The 17,352-nt window shown below is 39.6% G+C and carries 15 protein-coding genes; 10 read left to right on the top strand and 5 right to left on the bottom strand.

Features of this window, described 5'->3' with window-relative positions:
- Positions 1-113: 113 nt before the first annotated feature.
- A complete protein-coding gene (gene hemE, locus M23134_RS32995) occupies positions 114-1,154 on the bottom strand; it encodes a uroporphyrinogen decarboxylase (protein ID WP_002704266.1) in 1,041 nt (346 codons plus the stop codon).
- A 107-nt stretch (positions 1,155-1,261) separates the two neighbouring features.
- On the opposite strand from hemE, the gene M23134_RS32990 reads away from it, so the two are divergent.
- The 6 genes from M23134_RS32990 to M23134_RS32965 all read left to right on the top strand — a co-directional run bounded on the left by M23134_RS32990 (position 1,262) and on the right by M23134_RS32965 (position 6,719).
- Positions 1,262-1,843: a PsbP-related protein gene (locus tag M23134_RS32990; protein ID WP_002704263.1), complete on the top strand. Its 582-nt coding sequence runs from the start codon at positions 1,262-1,264 to the stop codon at positions 1,841-1,843.
- On the top strand, positions 1,843-2,250 hold the full coding sequence (locus M23134_RS32985) for a GNAT family N-acetyltransferase (RefSeq protein WP_002704261.1): 408 nt from the start codon (positions 1,843-1,845) through the stop codon (positions 2,248-2,250). The genes M23134_RS32990 and M23134_RS32985 overlap by 1 nt, the downstream gene beginning before the upstream one ends.
- Before the next feature lie 433 nt (positions 2,251-2,683).
- Positions 2,684-3,424 carry a succinate dehydrogenase cytochrome b subunit gene (locus M23134_RS32980; RefSeq protein WP_232296858.1) on the top strand — a complete coding sequence of 247 codons (741 nt, stop codon included), beginning with the start codon at positions 2,684-2,686 and terminating at the stop codon, positions 3,422-3,424.
- A 31-nt stretch (positions 3,425-3,455) separates the two neighbouring features.
- Positions 3,456-5,393, top strand: a complete 1,938-nt coding sequence (locus M23134_RS32975) for a fumarate reductase/succinate dehydrogenase flavoprotein subunit (RefSeq protein ID WP_002704258.1) — start codon at positions 3,456-3,458, stop codon at positions 5,391-5,393.
- A 96-nt stretch (positions 5,394-5,489) separates the two neighbouring features.
- A complete protein-coding gene (locus M23134_RS32970) occupies positions 5,490-6,269 on the top strand; it encodes a succinate dehydrogenase/fumarate reductase iron-sulfur subunit (RefSeq protein WP_002704256.1) in 780 nt (259 codons plus the stop codon).
- Positions 6,270-6,359: 90 nt separating this feature from the next.
- Positions 6,360-6,719, top strand: coding sequence for a hypothetical protein (locus M23134_RS32965; protein ID WP_002704254.1), 360 nt, complete (start codon positions 6,360-6,362; stop codon positions 6,717-6,719).
- Between the two features lie 59 nt (positions 6,720-6,778).
- On the opposite strand, the gene M23134_RS32960 is transcribed toward M23134_RS32965, so the two are convergent.
- From M23134_RS32960 to M23134_RS32945, 4 genes are all read right to left on the bottom strand, one after another.
- The gene (locus M23134_RS32960) at positions 6,779-7,321 is read right to left on the bottom strand and encodes a SiaB family protein kinase (RefSeq protein ID WP_002704252.1); all 543 of its coding nucleotides are present in this window, start codon (positions 7,319-7,321) and stop codon (positions 6,779-6,781) included.
- Between the two features lie 525 nt (positions 7,322-7,846).
- The gene (locus tag M23134_RS32955) at positions 7,847-8,413 is read right to left on the bottom strand and encodes a DUF4199 domain-containing protein (protein ID WP_002704250.1); all 567 of its coding nucleotides are present in this window, start codon (positions 8,411-8,413) and stop codon (positions 7,847-7,849) included.
- A 127-nt stretch (positions 8,414-8,540) separates the two neighbouring features.
- Positions 8,541-12,221 (bottom strand): ABC transporter permease/M1 family aminopeptidase, encoded by a 3,681-nt coding sequence (locus tag M23134_RS32950; RefSeq protein ID WP_002704247.1) that lies wholly within the window; start codon positions 12,219-12,221, stop codon positions 8,541-8,543.
- A gap of 23 nt (positions 12,222-12,244) precedes the next feature.
- Positions 12,245-13,156 carry an ABC transporter ATP-binding protein gene (locus M23134_RS32945; RefSeq protein WP_045114821.1) on the bottom strand — a complete coding sequence of 304 codons (912 nt, stop codon included), beginning with the start codon at positions 13,154-13,156 and terminating at the stop codon, positions 12,245-12,247.
- Between the two features lie 254 nt (positions 13,157-13,410).
- Between M23134_RS32945 and M23134_RS39300 the strand changes: the two genes are divergently transcribed.
- From M23134_RS39300 to M23134_RS39295, 4 genes are all read left to right on the top strand, one after another.
- The gene (locus tag M23134_RS39300) at positions 13,411-14,799 is read left to right on the top strand and encodes a Fic family protein (protein ID WP_002704243.1); all 1,389 of its coding nucleotides are present in this window, start codon (positions 13,411-13,413) and stop codon (positions 14,797-14,799) included.
- A 29-nt stretch (positions 14,800-14,828) separates the two neighbouring features.
- Complete coding sequence (locus tag M23134_RS32935) at positions 14,829-15,035, top strand: hypothetical protein (RefSeq protein ID WP_002704242.1); 207 nt, start codon at positions 14,829-14,831, stop codon at positions 15,033-15,035.
- 124 nt (positions 15,036-15,159) lie between these two features.
- Positions 15,160-15,444, top strand: coding sequence for a hypothetical protein (locus M23134_RS32930; RefSeq protein ID WP_045114820.1), 285 nt, complete (start codon positions 15,160-15,162; stop codon positions 15,442-15,444).
- Positions 15,445-15,594: 150 nt separating this feature from the next.
- Entirely contained in the window at positions 15,595-17,334 is a 1,740-nt protein-coding gene (locus tag M23134_RS39295; protein ID WP_002704240.1) for a LytTR family transcriptional regulator DNA-binding domain-containing protein, read from the top strand.
- Positions 17,335-17,352: the final 18 nt, after the last annotated feature.

Raw genomic sequence — 17,352 nt, 5'->3', positions numbered from 1 at the left:
CCTCAATAATCTTACATACGCTTTGACAATTCAGCAGGCAAAGAGCATCATAAGGTGGGTATGTGCCAACACGTGTATAATTTGTGGATAACTTCTAGCTTATGTGGATAACTCTACTCTTTTGTGGATAACTCAAAAGACTTCACCGTTTCTATAAAACGCTTTACCTTCTCAGGGTTAGTGTCAGGGTAAACCCCATGCCCTAGATTTACAATGTGTTTATCACCAAATTTATGAAGCATTTCTTGGGTCTCCTTTATAATTACCTCATTGTTGGCGTACAACAAACAAGGATCCAGATTACCTTGTAATACTTTATTAGTTCCTACCAAACGCCGCGATTCCTGAATGTCCATTGTCCAATCTAAGCCTACTGCAGCACAATCCAAATCTTTAAAATATTCACGGGCAAAGAAAGCACCTTTGGCAAACATAATCAAGGGCACTTCGGTAATGGCATCAGCAATTTGTTTGAGATAAGGCATGGCAAATGCTTGGTAAGTTTCAGGTGAAAGCAAACCAGCCCAAGAATCAAACAGTTGGACTAAATTGACTCCTGCCTTGATTTGTGCTTTGAGGTACAAGATGGTACTATCTGTAATCTTTTGCAAAATGCTATGTGCCAACTCAGGGGTACGATAAAGCATTGCTTTGGCTTTAGAGAAAGTTTTAGAACCACTCCCCTCAACCATATAAGCAAAGATTGTCCAGGGAGCTCCCGCAAAACCTATGAGAGGAACTCTACCATCAAGGTTTTTTTTGGTAATACGAATGGCTTCAAGTACATATCCTAAATCAGACTCAGGATCAGCTACTTTAATTTTTTTTGCATCAGCTTCACTTTGGATAGTCTTAGGAAAAAACGGTCCTTTTTTCTCTATCATTTCATAGGGCAATCCCATAGCTTCAGGAATCACCAATATGTCTGAAAAGATAATGGCAGCATCTACGCCCAAAATATCTACAGGCTGAATGGTTACTTCAGCAGCAAGTTCAGGGGTGGTGACCAACTCAATGAAACCAGATAACTTTGATCTGATAGCGCGGTATTCGGGCAAAATACGCCCTGCCTGACGCATGAGCCATACAGGCTTTCTTTCGGTAACTTCACCACGAAGGGTACGTAAGATAAGGTCATTTTTGAACTGTTGCATGCGGCAAAGTTAAACGATTTATTATGAAAATTAAAAGTCGAATCTCTAGTGAGCCTAAAAAAACTCTATATTGACCCCAGTTTTTGTACTCTAACCCCTTATCTACTATGAAACAATTGAGTTATATTTTAATCATTTGCCTACTTTGGGCTTGTGGAGAAACCACTACACAATCGAGTAATACCAGTGATACATCTACCACTACAGTCAATAAAAACGATAATGATACACCACCAGCAAAAGCAGAAAACAACTTACTCGATCACGAAAAGTTTTCACTAAAATATCCTAAAAACTGGAAAAAGAGTAACAATACCAACAAAGCAGGAGAATTAGCAAATTTAGTGATTGAGACAACTTCTGCTCAAGACCGTTTTCGTGAAACGCTCAGTATATTTATTCGACGTGCCGACACCCAACCCTTTACCCTTGAAAGTTTTGCCAGTATCGTAAAAGAGCAACTCAAAAAAGAACAACCTACCGCCAAAATTGTGGAGGAAGAAATGAAGCCCACCTATTTTGAAGTGGAGTATGTAGGAGACTATAAAGATCAGCAAATGAAATGGAGACAACGCGCTTGGGTCAATGGAAAAGAGGCTTTTGTAGTGGTATATATGGCTGGTCACGATGATTTTAAAGCGCACGAACCGGAAGTTAACCTCATGATGAACTCTTTTAAAATAAAATAATGCATATAGTATATAGTGACAACAAGAATATTTGCCAAGCAGAGGTCATCAACCTTTATCAACTCAACGAGTGGTCATCAGCAAATAAGCCTCATGAACTATTTCAAGCACTGCTCAACTCTCACAATTTGGTCACTGCCCGGCACAAGGGTGTACTGGTAGGCATTGGCAATGCGCTTTCTGATGGGCATTTGGTGGTATATTACCCTCATTTGTTGGTGCACCCTGACTATCAAAGACAACAAATAGGTAAAAAAATCATGGAAATTATGCACCACAAATATGCACACTTGCATCAACAAATTTTGGTTTCTGATGGGGCTACAGTAGATTTTTATAAGAAATGTGGTTTTGAGCAAGCTGGCGAAACCCAATCTATGTGGATTTATCAAGGGGGAGACCACTAACCTTTGCTAAATACAAAAACCTTCTTAAGGTAGTATTGCAACCACTCTAAGGAGGTTTACTTTTATTTGATTTAACATATAGTGCTAAAACTCATAAAATGATTATAATAGCCTATGTAAGCCTACCGAACGATCAAACAAAACTATCTCACAGCGCTGATGCTTCTTCATTTGCTATACCTACAATTATTGTTAAATCCCATAATTTGCAAATAATATGTACAAGTCTCAAACAAAATCACTCTACATTTTTTTTGTAATATCAAAAGCACTAATTAAATGAAGCTTTGCCATTAATAGAGGCTTGAAGAGTAGTTTAGAATGAATCAAAATAAAGCTTTTTTTTGTTTGGTAGTTTGTTCACGTATATTTTTGAACAATCTAAGATTGTCGCATATTATGTAACTAAAAATCAAGAAAATATAGATTTATTATGAGTTCAACGACACAAAAAATGGCCAAGGACAAAAAGGGCTGGTTCGTCGACATGATGACCAGCACCATTGGACGAAAAGTTCTGATGGCGCTTACTGGCATATTCCTGTGCTTGTTCCTGATTATACACTTGATAGGCAACCTTCAGTTGCTTAAAAACGACGGAGGAACAGCATTCAATGCTTATGCCCATTTTATGGGAAGTAACCCGCTTATCCAAACGGTTTCTATACTTAACTTTACTTTTATTATCCTGCACATTGTCTACAGTATCATTCTTACCAGAATGAACATGCAGGCACGTCCAAGAAAATATGCGTACAGTAAACCTGCTGCCAACAGTAACTGGAGGTCAAGAAAAATGATGGCTTTGGGTTCTATCATTCTAATTTTTCTGATTGTACACCTGGTATATTTTTGGGGTAAAATGAAATTAACTCACTACGGGCTAGTAGAAGAAGGAGTTTTGGTTCAAAAGTTTGGTAATAATGGTGAACTACACTTATATGCACTGGTAGAAGCTGCTTTTTCTGACATAATAATGGTGGTTTTGTATGTGGTATCAATGATCGCGCTGGCATTTCACCTATCGCACGGGTTCCAGAGTGCATTCCAAACTTTTGGGCTTAATCATGTAAAGTATACTCCTCTTATAAAAACAATAGGCTATGCATTTGCTTTGCTGGTTCCATTAGGTTACGCACTCATACCTATTATTATGTTCGTCAAACAATTGTAAATCACTTTGAACATTAAAACCTTAAAAAATTATGCAGTTGGATTCTAAAATTCCTGAAGGGCCATTGGCTGAAAAATGGAATAAACATAAATTTGATATAAAATTAGTAAACCCAGCCAACAAACGTAAGTATGACGTAATTGTGGTAGGTACAGGTTTGGCAGGAGGTGCAGCTGCTGCTTCATTGGCTGAACTTGGCTACAATGTAAAGGCTTTTTGTTTTCAGGATAGCCCTCGCCGTGCCCACAGTATTGCAGCACAGGGAGGCATCAATGCAGCAAAAAACTACCAAAACGATGGCGACAGTGTTTTCCGTTTGTTTTATGACACTGTTAAAGGAGGGGATTACCGCTCTCGTGAAGCCAATGTACACCGCCTTGCCGAAGTAAGTGTAAATATTATAGATCAATGTGTGGCACAAGGAGTTCCTTTTGCCCGCGAATACGGGGGTTTGCTTGACAACCGCTCTTTTGGTGGCGCCCAAGTATCACGTACTTTCTACGCCCGTGGTCAAACAGGCCAACAATTGCTGCTAGGAGCCTATAGTGCCTTGAGCCGCCAGATAGATTCGGGTAAGGTAAAGATGTATACCCGCAGCGAGATGCTTGACTTGGTAATGGTAGATGGCAAAGCCCGTGGTATTGTAGTTCGTAACCTCATTAACGGAGAGATAGAGTCACACTCGGCACATGCGGTGTTGTTATGTACGGGTGGGTATGGCAACGTATTCTTCTTGTCTACCAATGCAATGGGGTCTAATGCTACTGCTGCCTGGAGAGCCCACCGTAAAGGTGCTTTATTTGCCAACCCTTGTTATACACAAATTCACCCTACTTGTATTCCTGTATCAGGTGGGCACCAATCTAAGCTTACGCTAATGTCAGAATCATTGCGTAATGATGGACGTGTGTGGGTACCTAAGACCAAAGAGCTTGCTGAGAAGGTACGCAGTGGTCAATTGAAAGCCAATGATATAAAGGAAGCCGATCGCGATTATTACTTAGAAACTAAATACCCTGCATTTGGTAACCTGGTACCTCGTGATGTGGCGTCGCGTAATGCAAAAATGGCTTGCGATGACGGTAGAGGAGTGAATAAAGAAGGGCAAGCGGTATTCTTAGACTTCCGCGATGCCATCAAGCGTGATGGTAAGGACTTGATTTCGGCTAAGTATGGTAACTTGTTTCAAATGTACCATAAAATTACTGACGAAAACCCTTATGAAGTACCCATGAAGATTTATCCTGCGGTGCACTATACAATGGGTGGTTTGTGGGTAGACTACAACCTAATGACTACTGTACCTGGTTGTTATGCATTAGGTGAGGCTAACTTTTCTGACCACGGTGCCAACCGATTGGGAGCAAGTGCGCTTATGCAAGGGCTTGCCGATGGTTACTTCGTAATTCCTTACACTATTGGAGATTACCTGGCGCGTATGCCCTACGACAAAGTAGCTACTGACCACCCTGAGTTTAAAAAGGCTGAACAAGATGTAAAAGATCGAATTGCTAAATTTATAGGCAAATCTGAGGGTACTAAGACTGTAGATGAGTTCCACAAAGAACTTGGTAAAATTATGTGGGAATACTGCGGTATGGCACGTAATACGGAAGGCTTGACCAAAGCAAAAAAAATGATTCAGGAACTGAGGGCTAATTTTCATAAAAATGTAAAGGTAAGTGGTGGCGACAAAGAGTTTAACCAAACCCTTGAAAAGGTGATGAGAGTGGCCGATTTTATGGAACTGGGCGAGTTGATGGTAGACGATGCCTTGAATCGTTCTGAGTCTTGTGGAGGACACTTCCGTGAAGAATCTCAAACAGACGAGGGGGAAGCCAAACGTAAAGATGATGAGTTTTCTTATGTAGCAGCCTGGGAATATACAGGCGAAAATAAGCAAGCTGAGCTGCATAAAGAAGAGCTTGAATTCGAAAATGTGAAATTGACCCAACGTAGCTATAAATAATAGCCAGGGTATCAATGGAGAGCTAACAGGGATGAAGGGGAGAAACATGGGGTTGGCTCAAACTCACTACTTACAAATATTAAAATCATACTGAAAATGAATCTTACATTACAGATCTGGAGGCAAAATAAGCCTGATATAAATAATAATGGTAGCTACCAAAACGGTGATGGCAAAATGACTGAATATAAGGTGACTGATATTTCGCCTGATATGTCATTTTTGGAAATGTTGGACGAACTCAACGAGGGTTTGTTGAAAAAGGGAGACGACCCGGTAGCCTTTGACCACGACTGCCGAGAAGGTATTTGTGGCATGTGTAGCTTGTATATCAATGGACAACCTCACGGGCCAGAAAGTGGCACTACTGCTTGCCAATTACATATGCGTTCTTTTAAAGATGGTGACACAATCTATATAGAACCCTGGAGAGCCAAGGCTTTCCCTGTGGTAAAAGACTTGGTAGTAAACCGTTCTTCTTTTGACCGCATTATACAAGCAGGTGGTTATGTATCAGTAAACACTGGAGTAACTGTAGATGCTAATGAAATTCCAGTAGCCAAAACCATTGCTGATGATGCCTTTAATATGGCTGCTTGTATTGGTTGTGGTGCTTGTGTAGCGGCGTGTAAAAATGCTTCAGCTATGTTGTTTGTTTCTGCCAAAGTTTCTCAGCTTTCGCTACTTCCGCAAGGAAAGGCTGAGCGTAAAGAGCGTGTGGAGCGTATGGTAGCTCAAATGGACGAGGAGGGTTTTGGTGCTTGTACCAATACTGGTGCTTGCTCGGCAGAGTGTCCCAAAGACATTCCTTTATCTTCTATTGCCCGCATGAACCGTGAATACTTTGAGGCTAAAATTACGTCAAACAACGTATAATTGAGCATCACCATTTGAAAAATACTGCAGAGGGAAGGTTTTCTCTCTGCTTTTTTTGTATCTGATGGTTTTACCAAAAACAATGAACCTATGAATGCTCCTGAAATAGTGCAACAGGTGCTTGCCAGTAATGAGAAAAATATTGGTGACCTGATTGGCAAAGAATTAAATATTATACTATTTGCCGACTTTATTTACCGTAACCCCCAACTCCAAAACTCCATAGAAGTGCTTTACCAAGAGGTATACAAAAAAACGGTAATTAACCTTACTCAAATGTTTGAAGATGTGCTAGATCAACAAAACCTTACTCAAAATAAAGCGGCTCAAAACCAAGTAAAACAATACATACAGTGGTTTGTCAATGATTTGGTAAATGAATATAAGGCAGAAGTGAAAGATAAGGTTCGCTGGCTAGAGCGTAACAATGCCAATAGAGGTGGGGAATAAATTATAATAAAATTTGTCTAGCAAAAAGGGGAGTTGTTTGGCTGCTGAGATCATCACTATTATTGCTTAGGCACTGTAACAGTTAACACAAACATATAATGGTCTTTGTCGGTTTGCTCCATGTGGGCATCAAGCACATTGTTTGCAGTAAGCGCCACTTGTACCAAGCCAATGCCTGCACCCTTGCTACCTGAATGTGGAGGGGAGTCACGCAGTTCACGTTTATAAGCACGCAACGCGTCACGATCAAGCGAGTTAATTTTTTTACATTTAGCCACTAGTTGAGGTACCGACTCGGCAGGAATCATATTACCAGTCATTACTTTATAGCAAGTGTCTAACTCTATTACAGCCAATATACCTACTTTATCTCCACCATCAAAGCCATCCATTTCGCGGGAGTAATATAGCACGTTTTGGGCGAGTTCCATAAAAATAGAAAACACCTTTTTACCTGCTTTACGCTCTTCTCTTAACTGTGTTCGGATATCATTGCTAAATTCAGTGAGCAAAAAATCGGTAACCGGTCCCTTGTAAGAGAGCAAAATGTTTTCTTGCTCGATTTGGCTATAAAACTCGTAAACGTTAAATTTTTCAGACATTTGTAACACTAACTGATTATCCGAAAGTTATTTTTAGTAAAAAATAGGTTTCAAGTTGTAAAGTAATCATACTAACATTGCCCTCAGGTGGTTTTATTAACAATAATTACCAGACTGTCTGCCCATAATGATTTTAAGTAGCATATTTTATGCAAAAGACTGAAATATTGATACTCATTTCTTTCAAATAATAAACCTTACTCTATTTTCAATATAAAAGTTCCGCGTATTCACAAAATTTGGAATAAGCAAATGAAAGGTAGTAAAAAACCTTAATCACCACAAAAAAACCATATTATTTTTGCAAAGACTTTCTCAAAAAAACAATATGGTGATATAGAATAAATCACACCATTGACTTAAAAAGTTCCTATACAGAGCAAACTACCACAATTTTTGCTCTAAAATACATGAATAGTGTGACTCAACCAATAATTATTAAGTAGCGCATTTGATTTTTTGACACAAAAAAAGCCAAATCATACCTATATGTACAAATTGGCTTTCAGGTTGGTTAAAATATTTTTAATCAAACATAGGGCGGGTATTTTTAGTAATGGCGGAGATAATCAACGACATGAGCAAACCTACAATTGCTGAACTTAGCAAGGCGATTAATAATGATACACCAGGAGTAGAGAATTTTTGAGACATTTCCAGTACCTGCTCTATCTGCGCTTCATTATAAGTTCCAGCATCTTCCAGTGTTCTCCGGGTGCTTTCCAACACCTTTTGGTTAAAATTAGGATCAATGACAGTACGATATAAAATACCAAAAGCACCACTGATAGTTCCCGAAATTATGCTCACCAATACGCCTATGCCTAACCCTTCACCATAAGACATAAACCCTTCATTGTTGCGTTTAAACTCGTTATGCGCAAACACTATAGCTATTACAGCAATAAGCACTGAAGCTCCCATGAGAATATAACTACCTGAGCCTCCCATTGCCATGAATTGTAAAACTGACAAAACAATGCTTACTACACCTAAATACAAACCATACTTAAGTCCAGCTGATTTGACAGTATAAGGCTCCATTTCTTCATAGTTGTCGCCATATTGATCGCGGTCAGAATATTCTTCCATATATGTGTGTTGTGTATGTTTTGAATGTGCAAAAATTATTATTACTCAGCTGATTTATTCATTTTGAGTATTAGTCAGCTTCATAAGGCAAAATATTACACATTTAGCAAAAAACCTCTGTCAAGGCTTATTTTTTTACAGTTTTCAACTTTCCGGTTTTATCAAACAACATCGTGTTATCAACTGGTTTGCGGTCAATCAATTTATTGTAAGGGTCAATGCCTCCACTATGGGGTTTGTCATCTACCAGTACTTTGATCGTTTGTGTTGTCTGAGTAATCTTATGTTTTTTTAGATAAAGTACCTTATTTGTGTTGCTACGGCGAACCTTGGTGTTGCTGCCTTTACCTGACAACGTTTGTTTACGAGCAAAGATGCCTATATCGATATAATCATTGAGTGCTACTTCTTTTTCTACTCCATACCCATCTGATTGCACTTTTTTGGCCACTATGTCTAATGTCACCTCATATTTATCTCCTTTTTTCTGATAGCTCACGCTGTTGACTTTATTCTCGTAAAGGGTTATTTTCTCAAACATATCAGTGATGAGGTATTGGAGCGAATCGGGGGTGGCTTCGCGCAAAAAACTGACCCATTCTAATGCAGTGGTATAAGGGGCCTCTTTATAAGCCACTTGTTTGACATATTTTTGCAGGGCAGCATTCATTTGCTTTTCGCCAATGTAATCTTGCAAAGCATACAATACTACCGAACCTTTATTATAATGAATGTATTGTTGCCCTTCGGTAAGCATGAGCGGCATTTCTTTTTGAATTTCGGCACTGCGCCCCTTCAGGTACTTGTTCATTTCCAGGCGCAAAAACTTTTTGATTTTGTCTTTACCCAATGCTTTTTCCATTGTCATCAATGCCGAGTATTGCGCCATGCTTTCTATCACTGTGTGCGCTCCCTGTACATACGCTGGTACTACCTGATGCCCCCACCATTGGTGTGCCACCTCATGGGCGGTTACATACAACACTAGATCAATGTCTTTTTTGTCGTCAACATCGGCAAGAAAACCAATGCTTTCGGAATAAGGGACAGTGTTGGCAAAAGACTGAGCAAAACCAGCATAGCGTGGAAATTCTAAAATACGCATTTGACGGTATTGATAAGGAGAAAAATTGGCACTACAATAACTCAGGGATTTTTTCATGCCTTGCATCATTCGCTCAAGGTTATAAGTATGTGTGGGATGGTAATAAATTTCCAGGTTTACTTTTTTACCTTCTTTGCTTGTCCACACATCTTTCTTTACCGCATAACGAGCCGATAGAATGCTATAAAAATTCAGGATAGGTTTATCCATTTTATAATGGAAGTAGCGCCGTCCGTTTTTTTTCCACTCTTTTTGTAAATACCCTGGTGCTATCGCGATTTGGTCAGGGGCAGTGCTCAGTTTTATCTCAAAATTTATCCAATCGGCATCGTTCGAAAGGGCATTGTTTTTTCGCGCCTCTAAATTGTTAATCCGGGGAAAACGCTGATGAGGTTCCAACCCGTGTTTTTTTCGCACATCATCAGAGGTAAGTTCACCTAAGGGCTGATAGCCAATTTTTGGAAAGATTTGTTCATTTACGAAAGTACCATTATAAGTCAAGAAATTGTTGGCAGAGCTGTTGCCAAAGCCTTTGTAGGCATAACTTATCTCAAAGTCTAATGTAATGGTTTGTTGGGGTTCGAGGGGCTTATTAAGCTTATAAATCGCATAAGCTAAAGTCTGATCGTTTTGTATTTCGCGAAATGCTTTGCCAAACTTCATTTTTTGCACCACCGCATCATTACTGGTATTGATATGGATATTTTGAATAGCTGTCTCTGTCTTATTTTTTAACACATAATGCCCCTTTGCTTTTAATATTCTCTTGTAAGGGTATAGGTCTACCTCAAGTTGTACATCAATTACTTTGGGTTGAGGCATTGTGTCATACTTTTTGTACTTTTTCTCGTAACTGGCACGTAGGGTATTTTCTTCTTCCTGAGTTACAAAATCGTTTAAGATATTGGTATTATAAAATATGTACCCCCCCATTGCCACAAAAGCCAAGGTAGCCACCCCCAGAGCAAGTTTGGCTACTGGAGTAAAGTTATGCAGTGTTTTACGCCAACGTGCACGCCAATGACTATCGGTACCTCGAAGCCATAAGCCATTGGCAAACACCAATAATATCAGCCCAAAGGCAAGCCAATAAGTCTTAAAAGCAAGCCAACCTTGCAAGAAATGCCCGTAACCGTTTAAGTCTGAGTAGAGCATCATTGGTGCACTTTTAAACAATAGAAGCTTGTGAGTAACCCCCAGGTAGGGCAATATGGTACTAAAGAAGAAGTACACCAACACTACGGCAAAAAAGCCAAAGTACTTGTTATTGACAACGATATGAATGGTAAAAGTAAGGATGGTGACCAGAAGCAAATCAAGCATTTGCACTCCATACAAATGCTTGATGTATAATAATGGCTCAAAGTGGTAATAGCCATTGCCTGCCTGCACTAGCATACCCATCAACATAATGACAGTAAGCAAAAACAACTCTATGCCTATCATAGCAAAAAACTTTGCCGTAAAAGGCAACCAATTGGGTATAGGTAGGGCATCATACATCAAGCTAACTTTGTATTGGCGTTCTGCCCATACCATTTCTCCTGAATAAAAGACAATAATGGCAAGAATAAACATTCGAAAACTACCACTGAGAATGTCTAATATTCGGTAAGTAACAGGTAGTACTGGTGTCTCGAATATTTTTCCAGAAGTGGTCACACCCAACACCATAAATAATAGACCTACGACTGTAATTACTAAAAAGATAGGGTTGTATAGTACCTGAAAAAACTCTTTTTTGATGAGCATTCGCAACAAACCAAACTGATATGTTTGACTGAAGTCTTGCCGCACTTTGGGTAAGCGGATTTTTTGAATCGTTAAAGTATCAGTCAATGTTTTGCTTACCTTACGAGGGGCTTGCTTTATTCGCCCTTTGCCCACAAAAGTAAACGAGAAGCGAACATAGGTAAGAAGTAGTATGATCAAACCTACACCGACCCAAATCAAACGATTGATAATGATGAGCGAAGTAAGTGGAATGACCTGATTATTGCGTTCGGTGACTGTCCAAAGCTCGGTAGATTTGGCTATAGCAGTAAGTCCGGTAGGATCAATCAAACTACTCAGTGTCTTGTTATCTATTTGACCAGATAAGTAACTGGCCGCAAAAATAAGCACCAATACTACAATGGCATTGAGGTAAATAAACAATTGATTGCGGGTGAGTGATACTGTAGCAAAAAAGATGGAGCCAGTAAACACCGTAAAGGGCAAGGTAACCAAAAAGTAAGGGTGCAAATAATACCACAGATTAAAAACTCCGTATTTTTCGGTATTGACCGCAGGCAACCATTGCGAAAGTATCAGCCCCAATGAAATGCTGAGCAGCACCAAGGCACTGATCAACAATGACCCAAAGAAACGACCTCCCAAATAGTGCCATTTGGAGATTGGTTTGGTAAAAAATAAAGGAAAGGTTTTATGTTCGAAATCGCGGTAAACTGGCACCCCCATAAAGGCTGCCACGACAAAAATGCCTAACTGTCCTACTGCTCCAGTAATAACCATGATATTGTAGGGCGAATTTGCCAGGTTTTTGCCACCGCCAGTAATTGTAACTGCTACTTCGCTACCAAAAGCACCGCCCATAATGGCACCATACAACAGACCTACTAAGGTAAAAATAACAAAGTAAAGGTAAGTAGCCGGGCGGTTGAATCTATATTTGAGTTCAAACTTGAATATTGCCTGAAACATATATTGGTGAAATTTTAGAGGGTTTATTCCTGGATTTGATTAGGGATTTGGGCATTGGTTGCCTCTTCTTTGGCTTTGATCTGTGAGAAGTATACATCCTCTAAGTCGGGTATGGAGGCTTCAAACGATTCATCAGGGCACTCGTCGCCAAAAGCCTTGACAATGACTTTGCCATCAAACAAGTGAGAGGACACGATGTTGTATTGTTGTTGATGCTGGGGCAACTCGACTTTGGCAATCATTTTTTTCCAAACTTTGCCTTGGGCAGCTTCTACTACTTCGCGAGGGTTGCCTTTGAGCAATACCTCACCTTTATGGATAATCGCCATGTGGCGGCACAAGTTGGTTACATCTTCTACAATGTGGGTAGACAAGATCACCACCATGTGCTCGCCTATTTCGCTGAGCAGGTTATGAAAACGATTGCGCTCAGCAGGATCAAGCCCAGCGGTGGGTTCGTCTACGATGATAAGCTTGGGTTGCCCCAATAGAGCCTGAGCAATACCAAAACGTTGTTTCATTCCCCCCGAATAGTTGCCTAGTTTGATGTTGCGTTCGCGGTAAAGGTTGGTTTGTTCGAGTAAAGCCCTTACTGTAGCTTTACGCTCTTTAGCATTTTTGATTCCCTTAAGTTGGGCAAAATGATCAAGCATTTGGTAGGCAGTCATCCGTGGGTATACCCCAAACTCTTGTGGCAAATACCCCAATACTTGTCTTACTTTGGGCTTCTCATTGAGTACGTCTATATCGCCCAGGTGAATGCTGCCTGCATCGGCATCTTGCAGGGTAGCAATGGTACGCATTAATGATGATTTTCCGGCGCCGTTGGGCCCCAGCAACCCAAACATGCCGGTAGGTATTTCGAGGCTTACCCCTTTGAGGGCTTGAGTACCATTGGGATAGGTCTTAGACAGACCTTCAATCACTAAATTCATGGGGGCTTTGGTTTTTAAAATAGTTATTAGAGCTTGTTTTAGCACATTAGTAGTAAGTGAGGGAGATTTATTACAATAGTTCACAGCATTTAGTTAAGTTAGTAAGTTGTTCCAAGCAGCAAGTGGTGGTAAGCTAACACTCAGTGTTTTGCCGAAACTATCATTTCAAAGCAATTTTATTTTAATGCTTATTTAGATAAATTGCTTATTGGGAGTAGCAAGCAGTATTTTGGTCTTAATGATTAAAAAATGATATGAAAATAAGTAAGCAATTAAGCCAACTGGAGATTTTGGTAAGAATAGACCAGATCAAGGCTGAATTAGATGGTTTGCGTCCATTGTCGGAAGAACAAGAAGGTAGAATATTTCAAAAGCTTAGGCTTGATTGGAACTATCACTCTAATGCTATAGAAGGCAACTCGCTTACCTATGGCGAAACCCGTGCTTTATTGATGTATGGGCTTACTGCTAAGGGAAAACCTTTCAAAGACCATTTGGACATTAAGGGGCATAATGAGGCCATTGATTTTTTGCTGGCTTTGATAAAAGACCCACGTCCTTTGAGTGAGCAAGACATTAGAGAAATGCATAAACTCGTATTACAAGAATCTTATAGTACCAAAGCCCAAACCCAAGAGGGTAAAGAAGTTAGTAAAGTGATTACCTTAGGGCAATACAAAACCAGCGCAAATCATGTAAAAACGGCGACTGGGGAAATTCATTATTATGCCACACCAGAAGAAACCCCTGCAAAAATGAATGACTTAATGGCTTGGTATGCCAAAGCCAGCCAAAGCAATGAGGTACACCCTGTAGTCTTGGCAGCTTTATTTCATTACCGTTTTGTAGCCATTCATCCGTTTGACGATGGCAATGGGCGTATGGCGCGCCTGCTGATGAACTTGGTACTGATGCGACATAGTTACCCACCTGTAGTGATTAAGCAAGACAACAACAGCCGTAACCAATACTATAATGCCTTGGCTCAAGCAGATGCGGGAGAACATCCACCTTTTACTACTTTGATTGTTGAGGCGTTGAAGCATTCTTTAGAAATATACCTGAAGGGGGCAAAAGGAGAAGATATCAACGAACCTGATGATTTAGATAAAGAACTGGCTTTGTTTAGGAAGGAGTTGAAGGGCAAAGAAGGTGAAATTAAGATATTAAGAACACCTAAAATAGTTTCAAAAGTAAGTATTGAACAAATCCAACCTTTTCTCACAACAATAGAAAACAGAATGAAGAGTTTTCAGGATATGTTTGAAAGGGTTGAATATGGTACTATTGATGACAACTTTGAAGTAGAGGTTTTTTCTAGTACTACAGATATTGTAGCACATCTTTGTAAACATACACCAACTCTTGGTGCCCATTCTTTCTTTATTTCACTTAAAAACTTTAAGCATGTTCAAAAACCCTTTACTAGTACCATAGAATTAAGTTTTTTATATGATCGTTACCAATATCACATTGATATACAAGTTGAAAGTTTAGATGTGGTCAACATCTCTAAATACTATCACCAACCCATTACAGAACCAGAAGCAGAACATTTTGCGGTACAAATAGGGCAAGATCTATTAGCTTATATCAAGGCAAAGTATAAAAATGGCGAACAAGATTCTCCCCTACCTTTTTAACATTTATAAAACAAATCATAAAAAACACCATGAAAGAATTTGACAACATAGAACAGATATTTGGCTGGTTTATAGAAAATGTATACCCTACATTGACCAGTGAAGAAAAAAGGAAGATGAAAGATGCTAAGTATGAATTTCAGAAAAGGGGAAATATTTCCAAGAAAAAAATGCAGGCTATTTTAGACCAATATGGGGAGATAAAAATGATATATCACATAAAAAAACAATCGTGATAAAACTTTATTATCACGATAAAATCATTATATTTGCGTATCTTTTTAGGTAAAAAGATGCCCCTGAAGTTCTGCATCCAAACTTTACTTCAAGGGCTTTTGTAAACAGTTTAATATCTACAACATGCAAGTTAAAGAAAATTTGGATAGGCAGCAATATTGCGCCTTGTCCTCAAGCCCTCAAGTACCTTCTGAAGCTTTGGTTTTGTTTCAGCAAAATATTCGAACACATCTCGAAAAACTAGTGTTTGACCTCGATGATTTGTTAGATGTATACCCTCGTACCCGTGCTTTACACCCTTACGAGATGATACAAGCTCTTGAAGAACAACTACAGGTATTGCACCAAGAAATAGGCTTGGTAAGCAATAAGGCAAAGGTTTATAAGCTATTGGCAACTCAACGATAGCTTATGTACATAAAAGAAGAAATAAAGTAAACCCATACTATTGGCAGCTCTTCATAAGCTGCCAATTTTTATTTTGTCTGTTTCTCTGTTACCCTCTTTTACAGTTAATTTATTATATTAGCTCCCCACCAAACCAAATACACCTTGCTCATGATAAGCCCAAACAGTGTAGCAGTGTTACCTTTTACCAATATGAGTGGTCACATTGACAATGAATACTTTAGTGATGGAATCACCGAAGAAATCATCAATAGGTTGGCACAGGTTCAGGGCATCTATGTAACCGCTCGTACCTCATCGTTTTCGTTTCAAGGAAAAAACCTGGATGTACGCCAAATTGGTAAAAAACTCAATGTGGCTTATATATTAGAAGGCAGTGTACGTCGGGCAGGCAACAAAGTACGCATTGCAGCACAGTTGGTCAATACTCAACAAGGGTTTCACGAATTTTCGGAGGTGTATGACCGAGACTTGCAAGATGTGTTGGGAGTGCAAGACGAAATAGCCCTGCTTATTGCGAATAAGCTCAAAGATGAATTGATTAATTTGCCACTAAAAATGCCTTTTACTACCAGTTATCCCAAAAATGCCCAGGCTTATGACTGGTATCTTCAGGCTAATCACATTTTATACAATTGCACTCCGCAGGACTTCCCTAAAGCTGAAAAACTTTACCAAAAAATAACTGAGATAGAACCCGACTATGCCCCTGCCTATAGTGGGCTTGCCAGGTGTTTTTTATATTACGCAGCTATCCAGGCTTTCCCTCCCAAAGAAGCTTTTGCCAAAGCCAAAGCGTATGCATTGAAAGCATTAGAGCTTGACAGTACCCTTATAGATGGACACATCAGTTATTTGGGGTGTACTTTTTGGCAAAACTGGGACATTGACACGGCGTTGTTGCATATCAATAAAACTATTCAGAAAATACCAGGCTCTGCCGAAATACACGCCGGACATGCGATGCTGTTGTTGGTTAACGAACGTTTTGAGGAGGCTTTGGCGTCTATGAAACTTGCCATTCAGCTTGACCCTTTTTCGCCCCATGTAAGGCATAGGGCAGGGGTAGCTTACTATTGTATGGAACGCTATCACGAGGCTATAGCAGAGTTTTTTCAGGAGCTAGATATAGCAGGACGTAATGATACCCAATTTAAAATAGCCTGGTGTAAAATTTTCTTGGGGCAATATGATGAAGCCTTGGAAATACTCAATGCTACAGAAGAACACCCCCACCAAATAATAGCTCATGATACAGCCAAAGGCTATTTGTATGCGCAAGCAGGCAATGTAGCCCAAGCTAAATTTTGGCTGGATAAGGCATTGGAAAAAATACATCGTAAAGAGATTCATTTTGGTGAGTATAATGCCGCCATTGTATACATGTTGCGTAAAGACGAGACTAAACTTTGGCAGGTGCTCGAACATACACTTAACAACAAGGTACCCGTGGCATTATTTACTCCAGTTGATCCATTGTGGCAACCTATCAAAGATGATCCTCGATTTAAAAAACTGATTGCCAAAAATTTAAGATCAAACACTACTGAAATACAAACCAATACACAAGAGGGTTTTCAAATAGATTTGACACAAATATTGTACGCCGAAGCAGAAGACAACTATTGTCATTTAGTGTATTTTGGGGCAAAAGGAACTGTCAAACAAAAGTTACTCCGCCTGCCTTTGAAAGACCTGGAAACACAATTAGATCAAGATACATTTATACGTACCCATCGCTCTTTTATCGTTAATCTTCATCACGAGTGGCAATTGGCTGGTAAGTCTAAACATTACTACTTTAAACTACCTATGCTCAAGAAAACTGTGCCACTGGCTCGTTCTAAAGAGAAAAAAGTATTGGAGAAGTTTAAATCAAGAGTTGTATAGCAACCAGGGCAACTTGCC

The organism is Microscilla marina ATCC 23134, from assembly GCF_000169175.1.
Classification (GTDB): domain Bacteria; phylum Bacteroidota; class Bacteroidia; order Cytophagales; family Microscillaceae; genus Microscilla; species Microscilla marina.
This window is presented reverse-complemented; position numbering and strand designations above follow the sequence as displayed.